General features: G+C 58.0%; 17 protein-coding genes. 16 read left to right on the forward strand and 1 reads right to left on the reverse strand.

Annotation, left to right across the window (positions count from 1 at the left end):
• The first annotated feature begins 92 nt into the window (after positions 1 to 92).
• From topA to LC354_RS05175, 4 genes are all read left to right on the forward strand, one after another.
• Positions 93 to 2,672 (forward strand): type I DNA topoisomerase, encoded by a 2,580-nt coding sequence (topA, locus tag LC354_RS05160; protein WP_223421781.1) that lies wholly within the window; start codon positions 93 to 95, stop codon positions 2,670 to 2,672.
• Between the two features lie 130 nt (positions 2,673 to 2,802).
• Positions 2,803 to 3,498 carry a CoA transferase subunit A gene (locus LC354_RS05165; RefSeq protein WP_223421782.1) on the forward strand — a complete coding sequence of 232 codons (696 nt, stop codon included), beginning with the start codon at positions 2,803 to 2,805 and terminating at the stop codon, positions 3,496 to 3,498.
• 11 nt (positions 3,499 to 3,509) lie between these two features.
• Positions 3,510 to 4,535 (forward strand): PAS domain-containing protein, encoded by a 1,026-nt coding sequence (locus LC354_RS05170; protein ID WP_223421783.1) that lies wholly within the window; start codon positions 3,510 to 3,512, stop codon positions 4,533 to 4,535.
• Positions 4,536 to 4,547: 12 nt separating this feature from the next.
• Positions 4,548 to 5,174 carry a 3-oxoacid CoA-transferase subunit B gene (locus LC354_RS05175; protein WP_223421784.1) on the forward strand — a complete coding sequence of 209 codons (627 nt, stop codon included), beginning with the start codon at positions 4,548 to 4,550 and terminating at the stop codon, positions 5,172 to 5,174.
• Positions 5,175 to 5,440: 266 nt separating this feature from the next.
• Here LC354_RS05175 and LC354_RS05180 read toward each other — a convergent pair whose 3' ends face one another.
• Entirely contained in the window at positions 5,441 to 6,256 is an 816-nt protein-coding gene (locus LC354_RS05180) for a lytic transglycosylase domain-containing protein (RefSeq protein ID WP_223421785.1), read from the reverse strand.
• Positions 6,257 to 6,626: 370 nt separating this feature from the next.
• On the opposite strand from LC354_RS05180, the gene LC354_RS05185 reads away from it, so the two are divergent.
• From LC354_RS05185 to LC354_RS05240, 12 genes are all read left to right on the forward strand, one after another.
• On the forward strand, positions 6,627 to 6,806 hold the full coding sequence (locus LC354_RS05185; RefSeq protein WP_223421786.1) for a hypothetical protein: 180 nt from the start codon (positions 6,627 to 6,629) through the stop codon (positions 6,804 to 6,806).
• A 107-nt stretch (positions 6,807 to 6,913) separates the two neighbouring features.
• Complete coding sequence (locus tag LC354_RS05190; RefSeq protein ID WP_223421787.1) at positions 6,914 to 7,090, forward strand: Flp family type IVb pilin; 177 nt, start codon at positions 6,914 to 6,916, stop codon at positions 7,088 to 7,090.
• A 199-nt stretch (positions 7,091 to 7,289) separates the two neighbouring features.
• The gene (gene cpaB / locus LC354_RS05195; RefSeq protein ID WP_223421788.1) at positions 7,290 to 8,147 is read left to right on the forward strand and encodes a Flp pilus assembly protein CpaB; all 858 of its coding nucleotides are present in this window, start codon (positions 7,290 to 7,292) and stop codon (positions 8,145 to 8,147) included.
• 207 nt (positions 8,148 to 8,354) lie between these two features.
• Positions 8,355 to 9,782 carry a type II and III secretion system protein family protein gene (locus LC354_RS05200; RefSeq protein ID WP_223421789.1) on the forward strand — a complete coding sequence of 476 codons (1,428 nt, stop codon included), beginning with the start codon at positions 8,355 to 8,357 and terminating at the stop codon, positions 9,780 to 9,782.
• Between the two features lie 10 nt (positions 9,783 to 9,792).
• A complete protein-coding gene (locus LC354_RS05205; RefSeq protein ID WP_223421790.1) occupies positions 9,793 to 10,458 on the forward strand; it encodes an OmpA family protein in 666 nt (221 codons plus the stop codon).
• Between the two features lie 244 nt (positions 10,459 to 10,702).
• Positions 10,703 to 11,941 carry an AAA family ATPase gene (locus tag LC354_RS05210; protein WP_223421791.1) on the forward strand — a complete coding sequence of 413 codons (1,239 nt, stop codon included), beginning with the start codon at positions 10,703 to 10,705 and terminating at the stop codon, positions 11,939 to 11,941.
• A gap of 23 nt (positions 11,942 to 11,964) precedes the next feature.
• Positions 11,965 to 13,386: a CpaF family protein gene (locus LC354_RS05215; protein WP_223421792.1), complete on the forward strand. Its 1,422-nt coding sequence runs from the start codon at positions 11,965 to 11,967 to the stop codon at positions 13,384 to 13,386.
• Positions 13,387 to 13,445: 59 nt separating this feature from the next.
• Entirely contained in the window at positions 13,446 to 14,411 is a 966-nt protein-coding gene (locus LC354_RS05220) for a type II secretion system F family protein (RefSeq protein ID WP_223421793.1), read from the forward strand.
• Positions 14,412 to 14,421: 10 nt separating this feature from the next.
• A complete protein-coding gene (locus LC354_RS05225; protein WP_223421794.1) occupies positions 14,422 to 15,390 on the forward strand; it encodes a type II secretion system F family protein in 969 nt (322 codons plus the stop codon).
• Between the two features lie 92 nt (positions 15,391 to 15,482).
• Positions 15,483 to 16,049, forward strand: a complete 567-nt coding sequence (locus LC354_RS05230) for a tetratricopeptide repeat protein (protein WP_223421795.1) — start codon at positions 15,483 to 15,485, stop codon at positions 16,047 to 16,049.
• A gap of 82 nt (positions 16,050 to 16,131) precedes the next feature.
• Entirely contained in the window at positions 16,132 to 16,989 is an 858-nt protein-coding gene (locus tag LC354_RS05235) for a tetratricopeptide repeat protein (protein ID WP_223421796.1), read from the forward strand.
• A gap of 13 nt (positions 16,990 to 17,002) precedes the next feature.
• Positions 17,003 to 17,497: a prepilin peptidase gene (locus tag LC354_RS05240; RefSeq protein WP_223421797.1), complete on the forward strand. Its 495-nt coding sequence runs from the start codon at positions 17,003 to 17,005 to the stop codon at positions 17,495 to 17,497.
• The last annotated feature ends 112 nt before the right edge of the window (positions 17,498 to 17,609 follow it).

Consider the following 17,609-nt stretch of genomic DNA (forward strand, 5'->3'; position numbering starts at 1 on the left):
TCCTCTGCGTCAGTTGACAATCTGCACTTGCACCCCACATCTTGCCCCGCCATAGAGCGCATGAATTTCCCAGTTTGAGGTGTACCCATTAAATGCCCGTTGTCGTTGTCGAATCCCCGGCGAAAGCCAAGACCATCAACAAGTACCTCGGCGATGACTACACCGTTTTGGCGAGCTATGGGCACGTCCGCGACCTGCCACCCAAGGACGGCTCCGTCGACCCGGACAACGGATTCGAGATGCTGTGGGAAATCGCCAGCGACAGCAAAAAACACATGAAAGCGATCGCGGATGCGCTCAAGGATGACAATGCCCTGATCCTTGCAACGGACCCCGACCGCGAAGGCGAAGCCATCAGCTGGCACCTGCAAGAGGCGCTGACCAAACGGAAATCGATCAAGAAAGACACGCCCGTCAGTCGCGTGACCTTCAACGCGATCACCAAAGCCGCCGTCACCGAGGCGATGGCCAACGCCCGTCAGGTCGACATGCCGCTGGTCGAGGCTTACCTGGCGCGCCGCGCGCTCGATTACCTCGTAGGTTTCAATCTGTCGCCGGTGCTGTGGCGCAAACTGCCCGGCGCGAAATCGGCAGGCCGCGTCCAATCGGTGTGCCTGCGCATCCTGACCGAACGCGAGATGGAGATCGAAGCCTTTCGCAACCGCGAATACTGGTCGGTCAAGGCCGTTCTCGCCTCGCCGCGCGGTCAGGAATATGAAGCACGGCTGACAAGTCTCGCGGGAAAGAAGCTCGATAAATTCGATCTGGAGAACCAGACGCAGGCCGAAATGGCCGAGCAGGCGATCACCAGCCGCGATCTGAAAATCCAGTCGGTCGAGGCGAAACCGGCGTCGCGTAACCCGTCTGCCCCCTTCATGACCTCGACCTTGCAACAAGAAGCCAGCCGCAAGTTCGGCATGGGCGCGCGCCAGGCGATGAGCACGGCGCAGCGCCTTTATGAGGCAGGCTACATTACATATATGCGGACCGACGGCATCGACATGGCGCCCGAAGCGGTCACGATGGCGCGCGACGCGATCAAGGATCGGTACGGTGCCGACTACGTGCCCGCACAGCCCCGCATCTACAAGAACAAGGCTAAGAATGCGCAAGAGGCGCACGAGTGTATCCGTCCCACTGATATGACGATGGATGCAGCCGCGCTGAAGATCATCGATAACGATCAACGCAAGCTCTATGATCTGATCTGGAAACGGACCCTTGCCTGCCAGATGGAAGGGGCGCGCCTTGAGCGCACCACGGTCGAGATTGGCAGTGACGATGGCCAGGTTGGTCTGCGCGCCACCGGTCAGGTGATCCTTTTTGATGGGTTTTTGCGCGTCTACGAAGAAGGCAGGGATGACGAAGTCGTTGATGATGACGACAAGCGCCTGCCCCAGCTCAGCCAGGGCGAAAAGGCCGATAAACGCTCCGTGACCCCCGAGCAGCACTTCACCCAGCCGCCGCCCCGCTATACCGAGGCGACACTGGTCAAGCGCATGGAAGAGCTTGGGATCGGACGCCCTTCGACCTATGCCAGCATCGTGACCACGATTCAGGATCGCGGCTATGTCCGCAAGGATCGCAACCGCCTGATTCCCGAAGACAAAGGGCGGCTGGTGATCGCCTTTCTGGAAAACTATTTCCGCCGGTATGTGGGCTATGATTTTACCGCCGACCTCGAGGCGCAGCTTGATGACGTGAGTGCGGGCGACCGTGACTACAAGGACGTGCTCGGCCGCTTCTGGCAGGACTTCAGCGCCGCCATCGCCGAAACCTCCGAACTGCGCATCACCGAAGTGCTGGAAAAGATCAACGAGGTGCTGGAACCGCATCTGTTTCCCGCCACCGAAGATGGCAGTGACCCGCGCCTGTGCCCCAATTGCGGCGCTGGACGCCTCAGCATGCGCACGGCGCGGTCCGGCGGCGCATTCATCGGCTGTTCGAATTATCCCGAATGCCGCTACACCCGCGCCTTTGGTCCGCCCGGTGCCGAAGATGACAGTGGCATCCCGCCCGAAGGCAAAGTGCTGGGTGAGGACGCGGGCGACAAGATTTACGCTTTCAAAGGCCGCTTTGGCCCATACGTGCAGCGCGGCGAGGTCACGGACGACAACAAGAAGCCGCCACGCCAATCCATTCCCAAGGAATGGCCGCCCACCGAAGTGGACCTGGAACAGGCCGTGCGCCTGCTGAGCCTGCCGCGCGAAATCGGCCCGCACCCAGAGGACGGGATCATGGTCTGGGCAAATATCGGACGCTACGGGCCCTATCTGAAACACGCCGAATCGACGTCGAACCGGGGTGGCACAAACGCGAACCTCGAAAGCATCGAGGAAGTCTTTACCGTCGGCATGAACCGCGCCGTGCAACTTTTGGCCGAAAAACTGGCCAGCCGGGGTGGACGCGGGGCAGCGGCAGTCCCCTTGCGCGAACTGGGTGAGCACCCCGAAGAGGGCGGCCCTGTGAACATCATGAAGGGCAAATACGGGCCCTATGTAAAATGGGGCAAGGTCAACGCCACGATTCCCAAGGGCACGGAACCGGACGACGTAACAATGGACATGGCGACACAGCTGATTGCCGAAAAGGCACCGGCCAAGAAAAAGCCACGCAAGGCGCCTGCAAAGAAACCTGCCAGCAAGAAAAAGGCCACGGCCAAGAAATCCTGATAATGCGCCAGCACGGCAAAGAATTTGGCAGTATACTGCGGTATGCGATAGTCCGCCGTTGACATGTGGTGCGTCTGAGGTATCGTTGAGGCTCGAAAAAAACGCGGCAAGGCGGTTTCGGGGGAGTTCCATGAAAAAGATCTACGGCTCGGCGAGTGAAGCCCTCGAAGGGGTTTTGTTCGATGGCATGTTCATTGCAGCGGGTGGATTTGGCCTGTGTGGCATCCCGGAATTGTTGTTGGACGCGATCAAGAATGCGGGCACCAAAGACCTCACCTTTGCGTCGAATAATGCGGGCGTCGATGATTTCGGCATCGGGATTTTGTTGCAAACCCGTCAGGTCAAAAAGATGATTTCATCCTACGTGGGTGAAAATGCCGAGTTCATGCGCCAGTACCTGTCCGGCGAGCTTGAGCTTGAGTTCAACCCCCAGGGCACATTGGCCGAGCGCATGCGCGCGGGTGGCTGTGGCATCCCGGGATTTTATACGAAGACAGGCGTCGGAACCGTGATAGCCGAGGGTAAGGATCACAAGGATTTCGACGGACAGACCTATATCCTTGAACGCGGAATCGTGGCCGACCTGAGCATCGTCAAAGCCTGGAAAGCGGACGCAACCGGAAATCTGGTGTTCCGAAAGACGGCACGGAATTTCAACCCGCCCGCCGCGATGTGCGGCAAAATCTGCATCGCCGAAGTCGAAGAGATCGTTCCGACCGGAAGTCTGGACCCCGACAGCATTCACCTGCCTGGCATTTATGTCCACCGACTCATTCAGGGCGAACACGAAAAACGGATCGAACAGCGCACAACCAGAGCCGCATAGAGGTGTCCGTTATGCAAGATATGCTCCAGCAGGCTTTGCTTCAGGATACGTCCTTTGACAGCTTCAGTCGTGCCAAGGTGTCAATGTCGGTGAGCGATCCCCGGCTTGAAGACAATCCCATCATCTATGTGAACCACGCCTTTACCCAGCAGACAGGTTACGCCCGCAGCGCGGCTTTGGGCCGGAACTGCCGTTTCTTGCAGGGTGAAGACACAAGCAAGGCGGCTGTGGACCGGTTGCGGGAAGGTATCCAGGCGCAGGAAACGGTGACTGTTGATATCCTGAACTACCGCGCCAATGGCGAACCGTTCATGAACCGTTTGCTCGTGACCCCGCTGAACGACGACAATGGCGATCTGCGCTATTATGTCGGCATTCAAAAGGAACTGAACGCCAACCACAGAGACGAAGACGCCGAACATATCAACAAACAGCTGTCGGAGGTCCAAGATCGGGTCGAAGCGGACATGTCCATGATCATTGGCATGGTGCGTCACCAGACGAACCAGTCGATGCAACCGGCAGAATACGCAGCCCTGACCCGGCGTATCGAAACGCTCCAATTGCTCTATCAGGAAATGAAGCTGTCGGATCAGCATTCCAACTACGATTCGATCCACATGGGCAGCTACATTTCTCGCTTGGCCTGCGCCATTGGTCATACCTATGGCCGTTCGGGCGTACGCCTCAATCTGCAACTCGAACCGATCGACGTCCCAATGGAGATCGCATCCCGGGTAGGGCTGGTCGCATCTGAACTTCTGACCAATGCATTCGAACATGCCTTTGACAGGATCGAAACCGGTTTGGTCGAAGTCCGCATGTCACAGTTGAGTGGTGGTGGTCTGCGCTTGACCGTCTCCGATGATGGCGTTGGCATCCCGGCGGCGATGCCGTGGCCGAATTCCACGACAGTGGGTGGGCGCATGGTCACTGGGCTGATCGAAGGTCTTGAAGGCACAATGCAGCTTGGACGCGGAGCTGCGGGCAGCTATATCACTATCGACGTGCCCGCGGGCGCCGCGCTGATCAAATAGGAAATTCTGAAAATGCCTTGGGACCGGAACCAGATGGCGGCACGCGCCGCGCAAGAGCTTGAAGACGGCTGGTATGTCAATCTTGGCATCGGCATTCCAACGCTCGTGTCAAACTACATCCCGGATGGCGTGGAAGTCACGTTGCAGTCCGAAAACGGCATGCTTGGCATGGGCCCTTTCCCGATCGAAGGAACGGAAGACGCGGATCTCATCAACGCCGGCAAGCAAACGATCACGGAATTGCCCCAGACCGCATATTTCGACAGTGCACAAAGCTTTGGCATGATCCGAGGCGGCAAGATCGCCATGGCGATCCTGGGCGCGATGGAAGTCGCCGAAAACGGCGACCTGGCCAACTGGATGATTCCCGGAAAGCTCGTAAAAGGCATGGGCGGTGCGATGGATCTCGTGGCCGGTGTCGGACGTGTGGTCGTCGTGATGGATCACACCAACAAGCATGGTGAAAGCAAGGTGCTCAAGGCCTGTACATTGCCGTTGACAGGTGCCGGCGTGGTTGACCGGATCATTACCAACCTTGGCGTGCTCGACGTCGCCGAAAACGGTTTGCATATCGTGGAACTGGCCCCCGGCGTCAGCCAGGAAGAGATGGTCGCATCGACCGAGGCGACCCTCGTCTGAGGTTGGAAACCCCAAGGCGATGCGTCCCGAATATTCCTGAGGTGCTCCTGTCTGCTATGTAAAAGTGCCGTATTCAGTGGCCTTATTTCGATGCACGCGTTATTTAGGTCAAACACGAAACCGAGCGACGGGGCCGCCGTGGGCTCGTCAAAGCGCGATCCATGCGCCCCTGCGGACTATATTTTAATAAGGGGTCATGCAAAATTCGCGAGACTCCGTTTTCCGGCACGGAAAACGGCTCGGAATTCGTATCGAATTCCGCCGCCTCAATTCAACGCAGCGAATACACAGCCATCAGTCACCAGCTCAGGTGGGGTCAGACACAAGCCACGGGCAATCTGGAACGCCGCCAGTACCTTCGGCACATAATCGCGTGTTTCAGCAAATGGCGGTACGCCTTGGTGTGTCTGTACCGATCCCTCACCTGCATTGTATCCTGCCAGAACCAGAACCGGGTCACGATCAAACTTGCCCATGAGCCAGTCGAGATATTTAACCCCGCCGACGATACTCTGCACAGGTTCCAGACTGTCCGTCACCCCGAAACGCGTGGCTGTATCGGGCATCAACTGCATCAAACCCTGTGCCCCTGCACCGCTCACCGCGTCAGCCCGACCGCCGGATTCCACAATCATCACCGCCAAGACCAAGGCTGGTGAAACATTTGTCCCGATTGTTGCTCTGAGGATGTCGATTCCACGCGCTTGCGCAACAGCCTGCATTTCTTGCAGGCGCGGGACGGGAACCGGTTGTTTGGACCGTGCGAGCGTACGCAGAGCGACTTCAAGACGCCCTGGTCCAGAATCTGCAAGTTCGGGCGAGACCTCTGACCAGAACCAATCATAGCGCGCACCGGTGACGCCACTCTGGCCGATGTCCTCCCCGCGTGGTTCAAGAGCCAAAGGTTTGGCTTGCTGTTGAACCGTTGGGTCGATCTGAATGGTGATCCTCTTCGTGGCATTTGCCGCAGGCGGTTTCACGCGTTTTGCGGAAAAGTCTTTAAAAGGGGGCGGCGTATCTGCCAAAACAGAGTGGCCCGCGCAACTCAACGCCAACGCGCACGCCAAAAATACGTGTTTCATGCCAACCACTCATTCTGCCTGAACGGTTCTTTGACCGCTTGTGGAAACAGCATTGCAAATAACCGGCTCTCAAACCAGTCGGAGATACAAAGATCATGGCGATTGCGCCACTTTTGCCCCACCATTGAGGATCAATTAACCCAAAATACAAAATTCTTCAGTATTTTATTATTTTATTTCAGATACTTAATAGCCTAACAGCAATTTTGTGACATGAACGTGAATTTTACGAATTGCTGCCAAATTCGTGCCCCAATCGGACGGCTATATGGCGTCATACCAAGTCGGAATCGGGCCATTGAGAGAGAACGGCCGAACCAAGCGATTAGGTTGAGACTGAACATTACAAATCCTTTGGAGGGACACGACAATGATGAAACTGATCAACAAATTCCGCAAAGACGAAAATGGCGCCGTTACGGTTGACTGGGTCGTTCTGACCGCTGCCGTTGTTGGCCTGGCCGTTGCGGCTTACACGTCGATCGAAACAGGTGCAGCCGAGCTTACCGCGGACACGGACACATTCCTGCAAGCCCGTGACCCTAACTGATTTGCTTTGACCTGACCAGAAATGATTGCCCAAGGGCCGCGACCGCATCCGGGACGCGGCCCTTTTTTTGTCCCAAATCGTATTCGCTCTGGAAAGAGACAACGGCCATGAAACATTTTTTAAAGACATTCTTTAGACAAGACGACGGCGCTGTGACGGTTGATTGGATTGTTTTGACCGCGGCCATTGTCGGCCTGGTCGTCCTGATCAGTGCGGCCATGCAAGGCGGCGCTGTAAATCTCAGCGATAAAGTTTCCGGCTTCATGAGCAATTGGACATTCTGATCGCACTCGCGAGTCATGTGCAGCTGATACGCCTGGCTCTCGCCTGGCTTTATGCGCAAATACCTTAGAATGCCTCGCAACGCGATTGCCCCGGAGAGACCCCGCCCCTTTCAACAAAATGCCACATTCAAAGCGCACAAACTGATGCAAGAGGCTTCCACCAAATGAGTGACGGGAGCCAAATGTTGGGGGTAGTCGGATGAGGATGGTTTTTGGACTGGTATTGTTGGCCGGGATCGCCCTGGCGGGCGGTGCCGTATATATGGCAAAGAATTACATCGGACAGTATCAAACCGCACTTGCAAAAGAACGCGCGCAGCGCGAGAAAATCGTCCCGACCGTCACGGTTTACGTCGCCGCCCGTACGCTCAAATACGGCGAAGCGTTGCATGCGGAAGATGTGCGCACCGTGGACTGGCCGGATGACGCCATCCCCGAAGGCACGTTTACGGAAATCAACCCACTCTTTGCAGAAGGTGAGACAGCGCTGCGCGTTGTTCTGCGCGCGATGGAAAAGGACGAGCCCATCATGGCCATCAAGGTGACCGAGCCCGGCGAAGAGGCTGGACTGACCTCGCGCCTGGAGCGCGGCATGCGCGCTTTTGCGATCAAAGTCGACGTGGCTTCCGGCGTATCCGGTTTTCTGCGGCCCGGTGACCGTGTTGATGTCTACTGGACCGGCCGGGTTGATCAGTCGCTCAGCCAGAACCGCGGCGAAGTCACCAAGTTGATCGAGGCGGGTGTCAAACTCATCGCGATTGACCAGAACGCGGCGGGCGACCTGGACGGGGCAAGCATTGCGCGCACGGTCACTGTCGCGGTGGAGCCGTCACAGGTGGCCACGTTGGCGCAAGCCCAGTCCTCCGGACGTTTGTCGCTGTCGCTGGTCGGCGCAGAGGATGACACCATCGCGGCGGCCATCGAAGTGGACCAACGGGCCTTGCTGGGCATCACTGCCGAAGAGGTAAAAGCAGAAATCGAAGAGAAAAAGACCTGCACGATCCGCACCAGACGGGGCGCGGACGTGGTCGATATCCCAATACCCTGTACCAATTGAAAGACGCGGAACCATCCAAATTCAATAGCTTAGTGTTACGCAAGCTGTTCGGCGCACCCCCCGCTGGCAAGCGGCTGTTGCTTCGTTACACATAAACAACCGCGCAAAAGCCGTTGATTCTTGCAAAAAAACGGAAACTAACGCATGGTTGTACAAATCGCGGGCGAAAAGACCCGACATTGAGGCGTGATCAAAAAGGCAGGTCACATGAAAATCGACGGAATAATGAAAGCGGCCCTTCTCGGGGTCTCTCTTGCTGTAAGCCCAATTGCGCTGTTTGCACAGGCGGACAATCTGCGAGTGGTCCGCTCTGCTACAGAAGAGACGCTGAACGTGGCGATGAACCGCGCCGTCGTCGTGGAAAGCGAAGTTCCGTTCGCCGAACTGAGCATCGCAAACCCTGCCATCGCCGATATCTCATCCTTGAGCGATCGCACGATTTATGTGTTGGGCAAATCCCCCGGGCTGACAACGCTGACCCTTCTGGATGGAAACGGACGTTTGATCACAAACGTAAATGTGCGCGTCGCCGCCGATATCACTGAATTCAAGGAACGTCTGGGACAGATCCTGCCTGGAGAAAACATCGAAGTGCGCACAGCCAATGACGGCATCGTGTTGTCCGGTGTCGTATCGTCGGCGTCGCGCCTGCAACGGGCCTTGGATCTGGCCGAGCGTTATGCCGAAGGCCGGGTGTCCAACTTGATGAGCGTCGGCGGCGTACAGCAGGTTATGCTCAAAGTTCGCTTTGCCGAGATGAACCGCTCGGTTTCCAAATCGCTCAGTTCATCGCTTGCGCTGAACGGTTCGATCTTTGGCAACGGGGTCGACGTGAATGGCGGCACAGGCACCACCAACAACGCACTTGGAGTGCTCAACAGCCTGAACGGAAACATTCCGCCCACCAATGAAAACGTCGGAGCCGTCCTTTTTGGTTTCAACGCGGGCGGCATGCAAATCGGGCTGCTGATCGAAGCGCTCGAAGCCAAAGGCGTGGTGCGGACCTTGGCCGAACCCAATCTGGTCGCCCTGTCCGGTCAAGAGGCCAAGTTCCTCGCGGGCGGTGAATACCCGGTCCCTATCGCGCAGGAAGAAGGCGTGATCACGATCGAATTCAAGCCGTTCGGCATCGGGTTGAACTTCATCCCGCGTGTTGTCGACAAGGACCTGATCAACCTTGAGCTTGAAGCCTCCGTTTCGGCCATCGATCCAAACAACGGGTTTTCGCAAAACGGTTTTGAAATCAGCGCCTTCAGCACCCGCGAAACATCTACGACGGTTGAAATGCGCGACGGCGAGAGCTTTGCCATCGCAGGCCTCCTGCAGGACGATTTCAAAGACGATAATTCACAATTGCCCTGGCTGGGCGACGTCCCGGTGTTGGGAACACTGTTCCGCAGCGCCTCCTACCAGCGCAGCCAGACTGAATTGGTGATCATCGTGACCGCACATCTTGTCTCTCCGGTCAGAGGTGACGTGCTGGCATTGCCGACCGACCGGATCAGGCCTCCCTCCGAGAGAGATCTGTTCCTCTTCGGCCGGACGGCCGGGGAATCGCGGGCACCGACACAAGGCGCCGCCGGAGAAGTTGCCAAACAGGACTTCAGTGGCTCTTACGGCTACGTTTTGGATTGAGGACAGGGTCATGAAACCGATCATCACCGTTGCACTTGCAGGCAGTCTCGCGCTCGGCGCATGCAGCACATCGAACGATCCGGTTTTTACCCAGTTTTACCGCGAAGCGGGCAGCGTCGTCGACAATGGCCAATTTGGCAATTCACTGGCAAACAACACGTTGTACATGACCGGCGAGCGGCAATACACCTTCGATCTTGCGACCCGCTTTGCCTCCGAAGTGGATACGACAGTCAATTTTGCGTTCAATTCTTCTCAACTGGATCCGGGTGCACGTGCCATCCTGACCGAACAGGCCCGGTGGATCCGCCAGTTTCCCGAAGTCCGGTTCCGCGTTTACGGCCATACGGATGCGGTCGGATCGGCAAGCTATAACAAACGGCTTGGCCTGGCCCGCGCCAATGCCGTGGTCAGCTTTTTCGCAACCCAAGGGATCAGCAGGTCGCGTCTGGAGGCTGTCGTCTCCTTCGGTGACACACAGCCCCTCGTGGTCACCCAAGGCCGCGAACGGCGCAACCGGCGAACGGTGACCGAGGTCAGCGGGTTTGTGAAAACGCATCCGTCGGTGCTTGACGGAAAATACGCCCAGATCATCTATCGCGACTATATCGCAAGCGCAGTGCCACCCTCCCAACTCACAAGCATTACCGGGTCGGATCTGCAAGTCGAGAATTAAGACCTTTTTAACGGCATTTGGTTCAGCTCGGACAATCCCGTCGCTGCGCCGGGTATCGTTCCAAAAAACCCAACAATTGGAGTTTTTTGGCCCTAATCTCGCCTGAATTAACTGCGAGACCTGCTGCTACGGGATACGTATGCCTGGCCAGACTGAGCCAGGTTTGGGCCCCCGCAGCCAACCCTCCGTCATGCTTCCGGACTGATGGGCTGCCAAGCCCTTGTTAAAAAAGGACGAGTTGGCAATGAGCAGCGTAATGCCACAACCAGAAACCGCGCCCATTGTGGCCTGCACGATCAGTCGTGATGTGCAGAACTTCGATCTTTTGATCGAGGACATGGAGCAATCCCTTGGGGAGGCCTGGGGAGATCTTGGATTTGCCGAAGCGCTGGCCTTTTTCAATCAACCCGACGCGCAGGCAATGGAATTCGTGGCGCTGGCAATCGATGAGGAGGACGAAGACAATCTTGGCTTGCTGGGAGAGATAATCACCCAAGCCAAAGCCCACGACATCAACGTCATCCTGATCGCCGAAGATGTCACGCCTGCATCCTTGCACCAGTTGCTGCGTCAGGGCGCTGACGAGTTTGTGCCCTACCCGCTGCCTGAAGGGGAATTGCAACAGGCCGTCGACCGCCTCAGGGCCGCGTCCCAACCGCAACCCGAAGAGGTCAAGAAAACCGCACGTCTCACTTCCGGCACTGACAAACAAGGCGCCGTCTTTGTCTGCCACGGGATGTCTGGGGGCACGGGCAGCACAACCCTCGCTGTGAACCTCTCGTGGGAACTGGCCCTGCTGAACCCGTCAGACGCGCCCAGTGTCTGCCTGCTCGACTTCGATCTGCAGTTTGGATCGGCGTCCACCTTTCTCGATCTCGCCCGCCGCGAAGCCGTCTTCGAAATGCTGTCGGACACCGAAAACATGGACGAAGAGATCTTTGGCCAGTCTCTGCTGACCTTTGAGGACAAGCTGCAAGTGCTCACCGCACCCGCCGATATGATCCCACTCGATCTGGTCACTGCCGAAGACGTGCAGCGCGTGATCGACATGGCCCGCGCCCATTTCGACTATGTTGTGATCGACATGCCTTCGACGCTTGTCCAGTGGACGGAAACAGTGCTGGCGTCCGCGCATCTCTACTTCACGACGCTTGAGCTGGACATGCGCTCGGCACAAAACACGCTGCGCTTCAAACGCGCCCTGCAATCCGAAGACCTGCCCGTTGAAAAGCTCCGCTATGTGCTGAATCGCGCGCCCAAGTTCACCGATCTGGGTGGCAAGGCGCGGGTTAAAAGGCTCGCCGAGAGCCTCGATATCGCAATCGAAGTGCAATTGCCGGACGGTGGCAAATCTATCTCGCAAGGAGCGGATCACGGCCTGCCTCTTGCCAGCTCTGCACCCAAGAATCCGCTGCGCCGCGAAATCGCCAAACTGGCGGCGTCCATCCATGAACTGAATGCCGATCACGCCAAGGCGGCATGATCCAATAACCCGAAGGTCCGCCGATGTTCTCGAAATATAAAAAGACCAAAGCAGCCCCTCCGCCGGCGCCCAAGGTGACGGAAGCGCCCAAAGCCGTCGCTCCCGCCAAGTTTGCGCGCAAGGCGAACGCATCCGCAGCGGTCGCCGCCCCCCTGGACAAGGAGCGCAAGCGCAAGGAGCGTATGGGTGAGATCAAGCTGGAACTGCACCGCGCACTTTTGGACAATCTCAATCTCGCCGCCCTCGAAAGCGCCACCGATACCGATCTGCGCCAGGAAATCAGCGCCATTTCCAGTGAAGTCCTTCAGGAGAAGAACATCATTCTCAACCGCGAGGATCGGCAGACCCTGAACCAGGAGTTGTTTGACGAGGTCATGGGCCTCGGGCCGCTGGAAACCCTGCTCAAGGACGACACGGTCAACGATATTCTCGTCAACGGCCCGCAACAGATCTTCGTGGAGCGTGACGGCAAGCTGCAACTGACCGATGTCACCTTCAAGGACGAACGCCATTTGCTGCGCATCATCGACAAGATCGTCAGCGCCGTCGGCCGCCGGGTCGACGAATCCAACCCCTATGTGGATGCCCGCCTGAAAGACGGCTCGCGCTTCAACGCCATGGTGCCGCCCATCGCGGTCGACGGGTCGCTGGTTTCGATCCGGAAGTTCAAAAAGGACAAGCTCGGCATCGACGACCTGGTCGAGTTCGGCGCCTTCAACGAAGAAATGGCCGCCTACTTACAGGCCGCTGTGGCCACGCGGCTCAACATCATCGTATCCGGCGGGACCGGCTCCGGCAAAACGACAACGCTCAACGCACTGTCGTCCTTCATCGACAATGCCGAACGTATCTTGACCATCGAAGACACCGCAGAACTGCAACTGCAGCAGACCCATGTGGGTCGGATGGAAAGCCGCCCCCCCAACGTCGAAGGCAAGGGCGAAGTTTCCCCGCGGGATTGTCTGAAGAATGCTCTCAGGATGCGCCCGGACCGCATCATCGTGGGCGAGACGCGCGGCGAGGAAGTCATCGACATGCTGCAAGCCATGAACACCGGCCACGACGGTTCAATGACCACGATCCACGCAAACTCCGCCCGTGACGGCGTCAGCCGTCTGGAAAACATGATCGCGATGGCAGGGATCGAAATGCCGCTCAAGGCGGTGCGCAGCCAGATTTCGTCCGCTGTGAACCTGATCGTGCAGGCCAGCCGCTTGCAGGATGGCTCGCGCCGGATGACCTCGATCACCGAAGTCACGGGTATGGAAGGCGAAGTGATCTCGATGCAGGAAGTATTCCGCTATCAGCGCGTCGGCCTCACGCCCGACAACAAGATCATCGGGCACTTCACAGCCACAGGCGTGCGCAGTCACTATTCCGAACGCTTCCGTATGTGGGGGTACGACCTGCCAGCATCCATTTATGAACCCATCGCCGCAGAATGATGCGCGCCACCTGCGCACAGCACATTGATGCGCCACCCGCGCAATAAGGAATTGAGAAAATGAGCGCAGAACCAATCATCTACGGCCTGATCTTTATCGGCGTTCTGGTGCTGGTCGAAGGGCTGTATCTTGTCGCTTTCGGTAAATCCATCAGCCTCAACAGCCGCGTGAATCGCCGCCTCGAAATGCTCAACAAATCCGGCGGGCGGCGCGAGGAAGTGCTGGATCAGTTGCGCAAGGAGATGCAGCAGCACATGGGCGCGCGGTCCATTCCGCTCTATTCCCTTCTGGCCGACAAGGCGCAAAAGGCGTCGATCGCCTTTACGCCCAAACAGCTGATCATGATCATGGTCGGCCTGTCCGTCGTCGCCTTTCTTGGCCTCACGATTGGCACCGAAACGGAACCGCCAGTCCGTATTCTCTTGTCCGTCGTGATCGGCGTTGGTGCCGTCTATTTCTGGGTCTCGTCCAAGGCCAGCAAACGCATGGCCATGATCGAAGAGCAACTGCCCGATGCGGTGGAACTGATGGTGCGCTCGCTGCGCGTGGGGCACCCGTTCAGCTCCGCAATCCAGATCGTCGCCAAGGAGGTGCAGGACCCGCTGGCCTCGGAATTCGGCGTGATTGCCGACGAAAGCGCCTTTGGACGCGATGTGGGCAAAGCGCTCAAAGCCATGGCCGAACGGCTGGACATGCAGGATTTGCGCTTTCTTGCGGTGGCGGTGACGATCCAGCAGCAATCCGGCGGCAACCTTGCGGAAATCCTGATGGGTCTGGCCAAGGTGATCCGTGCCCGCTTTCGCCTGTTTCGCCGGGTCAAGGCGATCACGGCAGAGGCAAAATGGTCCGGCAAATTCCTGTCAGCCTTTCCGCTCGTGGCGCTGGTCGTCATCAATGTCGGCGACCCGAATTACTACGACGAGGTGCGCGACCATGCCTATTTCATCCCCGCCTGCTTCGCGGTCGGGATTTTCCTGTGTGTCAATCTGGTCGTCATGCGCGTCCTGACCGACATCAAAGTCTGAGGAGATCAAAATGGATCTTTTGACACCGATCACCGATCTGCTTGGGCCGCTTGGCCCCATCGTCATCGTGGGGGTCCTTGGCGTGATGATGATCGCCGCAGTGATCATCATGATGCTGCGCCAGCCCGAAGATCCGCTGAACAAGCTCAAGCGCACCTCTCGGGCCGCCGCTGCGGGGGGCTCACACAAACAGACGCTGCGCCAGGGGGCCCGCAATGAACAATTGCAGAAGTTCTCGAATTTTCTGGAGCCGCAGGACCTTGCCGAACTCAGCAAACGACAACTCACACTGCGGCAGGCCGGATATCAATCCCGCGATGCGGTGCGTGTGTTCCATGCCGCCCAATTCATTCTGGGGCTTTTGGGGCTGGCCGCCGGCGTGGTCTACGTGAATTTCATCGTCGGCACGGACGGTATGACCACCAACAAGATCATCATGTACACCGTCGGGCCCGGCGGCGTGGGATATTACTTGCCGCAATATTGGGTCACCCGTCGTGTCGAAGAGCGCAAGGACCAGATTACCCGTGGCTTTCCCGACAGCCTCGACATGATGCTGGTCTGCGTCGAGGCGGGGCAGTCGCTGGATCAGTCGATCACCCGTGTCGCCGGCGAATTGCAGGCCTCCTACCCGGCGCTGGCCGAAGAGTTTCAGGTCGTCAGCTATGAAATGAAGGCGGGCAAGGACAAGGTGAACGTATTGAATGACATGGGCGAACGCTGCGGCGTGCAGGACGTGGCCAGTTTTGTGACCGTGCTGGTGCAATCGGCCAGCTTTGGCACCTCGATCGCCGAGGCATTGCGGGTTTATGCCAGCGAGATGCGCGACAAACGCGTAATGCGGGCCGAAGAGGCCGCAAACAAGTTGCCAACCAAGATGACGCTTGCCACTATGATGCTCACGGTGCCGCCGCTGTTGATCATCCTTGTGGGTCCATCAGTGCACGGCATCACGCAGCTGGGCAACATGAGCAACTAAGGTCCTTCCTGCGGTTCAAGTACAACGCATCGCACCCCGTCCTCTCTGGCCGGGCCACGCGAACCGGGCACCGAGGACGACAGCAGACAACCATGCACCCATGCATCCGGGCTTTACCTGCCGTCCTCTTGTCGTTCACCCTTGCCGCCTGCGCATCGGATGATATCGACGTGTCACAAAGCGGACCCTATGCGCCGGGTGTCGATCCGCGCGGCGAAGCGGTGAACGGCGTCGAGGTGGGCCACCGGCTGTTGGCTGCAAACGAGTACGAGTTGGCCATCAAGGCCTTCAACCGCGCCGCTCTGGACCAGGGATTGAACGCCGAAATCCTGTCGGGTCTGGGCACCGCCAATCTCGGTCTTGGGCGTCTTAATCAAGCCGAACGGCTGTTGCGCCGCGCCACGACCGAATACGATCCCTATCCCGAAGACCTCAACAATCTTGGCGTTGTGCTGATGGAAAAGGGCGAAACGGCAGAAGCTGTCCAGGTTTTTCGCAGCGCCTTTGCCCTTGATGACGGAGAAAGCACACTCATCCGGGATAATTATCGCTGGGCACTCGCAAAATCCGAGAATTCTGCTACGCTTGATTACAACGATAACGAGTATAAACTCGTACGACGCAGCGCCAGTGACTATGTGATACGATCTGATCTGTAATTGAGGGTGCGCATTTGCGCGCAAATACGATGCGACCCGGCGACAAAAGTCGGGCGTTATGAGCAGGAAAAAGGACGCAAACATGCGCCACCCTAGAATTTTGGCCGTCACATTGGTCGGCGCGCTGGCCCTGTCCGCGTGCGGGGAAAAACAGGACGGTGACGAAACCGTCGAACGTGCGTTCCAGGATGTGAACGTCGTTGACGAAACCGACCTCAACGACGTCATGCTGACCGTGGCGGACCCGAACGAGGCCGTGACCTATTTCATGCGTACGTCCTCCGATCAGCCTGACCGGATCGAAATGCAACGCGGATTGGCCCAAAGCCTCGTGCGTGCCAAACGCTTCTCCGAAGCCGTCCCTGCCTATACCAGGCTCATGACCTATGACGGCGTCACTGATGCCGATCGTGTCGACTATGCCGATGCGCTTTTGCGCTCCGGCGACTGGGCCGGTGCCGAAGCCGCGCTTGATGGTGTCCCCCCCACCTATGAGACATTCAAACGCTATCGCCTTGAAGCGATGATCGCGGATGGGAACAAGGAATGGGACAAAGCCGACAGTTTCTATGAAACGGCCGTCGGTCTGACCACGCGCCCGGCGGGCGTGCTCAACAACTGGGGATATTCCAAGCTCACCCGCGGCGATTACACCGCGGCCGAACGCCTGTTCAGTGACGCCATCCGTCAGGATCCCAGCATGTTCACTGCCAAGAACAACCTGATCCTCGCCCGCGGCGCCCAGCGCAACTACAACCTGCCCGTCATTCCGACCGATCAGACCGAGCGCGCACAGCTGCTGCATACTCTGGGTCTGGCTGCGGTCAAACAGGGCGATGTCTCAACCGGCAAAGCACTGCTGCGCGAGGCCATCGAAACCCATCCGCAACATTTCGATGCCGCCGTGCGGTCGTTGCGCGCGCTCGAAGAAAACAGCTAGAACGGTCGCCCGGATGGTCTTTTCAGCGACCGCCGCGCTGTGGTTTCTGCCCTTCGTGACGCCTTTATGCCTTTACGTTGCCCTCACCGATCTGCGGGCCATGCGGATCGCAAATGGCACCGTTATTGCGCTGGCCACAGTGTTTGTCGTGTTCGGTCCCCTGTTTTTGCCGTTTGAGACGTATTTGTGGCAGCTCTCGCATCTGCCCGTTATGCTGATTGCAGGCATCGCCCTGAATGCCGCCGGAGTCATGGGCGCAGGGGACGCAAAATTCGTCGCCGCTGCCGCCCCCTACGTCGCTCTGGGCGACGCCAAACTGCTCCTTGCGCTCTATGCCGCCGTTCTGCTGGCCGCCTTCAGCGCCCACCGCATTGCCAAAAACACAGGCCTGCGCGATATGGCCCCCCAGTGGCAAAGCTGGGACCAGGGGCGCAAATTTCCCATGGGACTGGCCCTCGGCCCCACGCTCATCGCCTATCTGATACTGGCCGTAATGTATGGATCTTGACCTGATTGCGTCATAATTTGGCCGGATTATTCAGGTATACTTGTGCGCCTGAATTGACCTGACGATTTTTGTGCCTGCGATTCAGTTCGTCGCATGGCCGAAGGCGCGGCGG

Source organism: Tateyamaria pelophila, from assembly GCF_019966495.1.
Lineage (GTDB): Bacteria > Pseudomonadota > Alphaproteobacteria > Rhodobacterales > Rhodobacteraceae > Tateyamaria > Tateyamaria pelophila.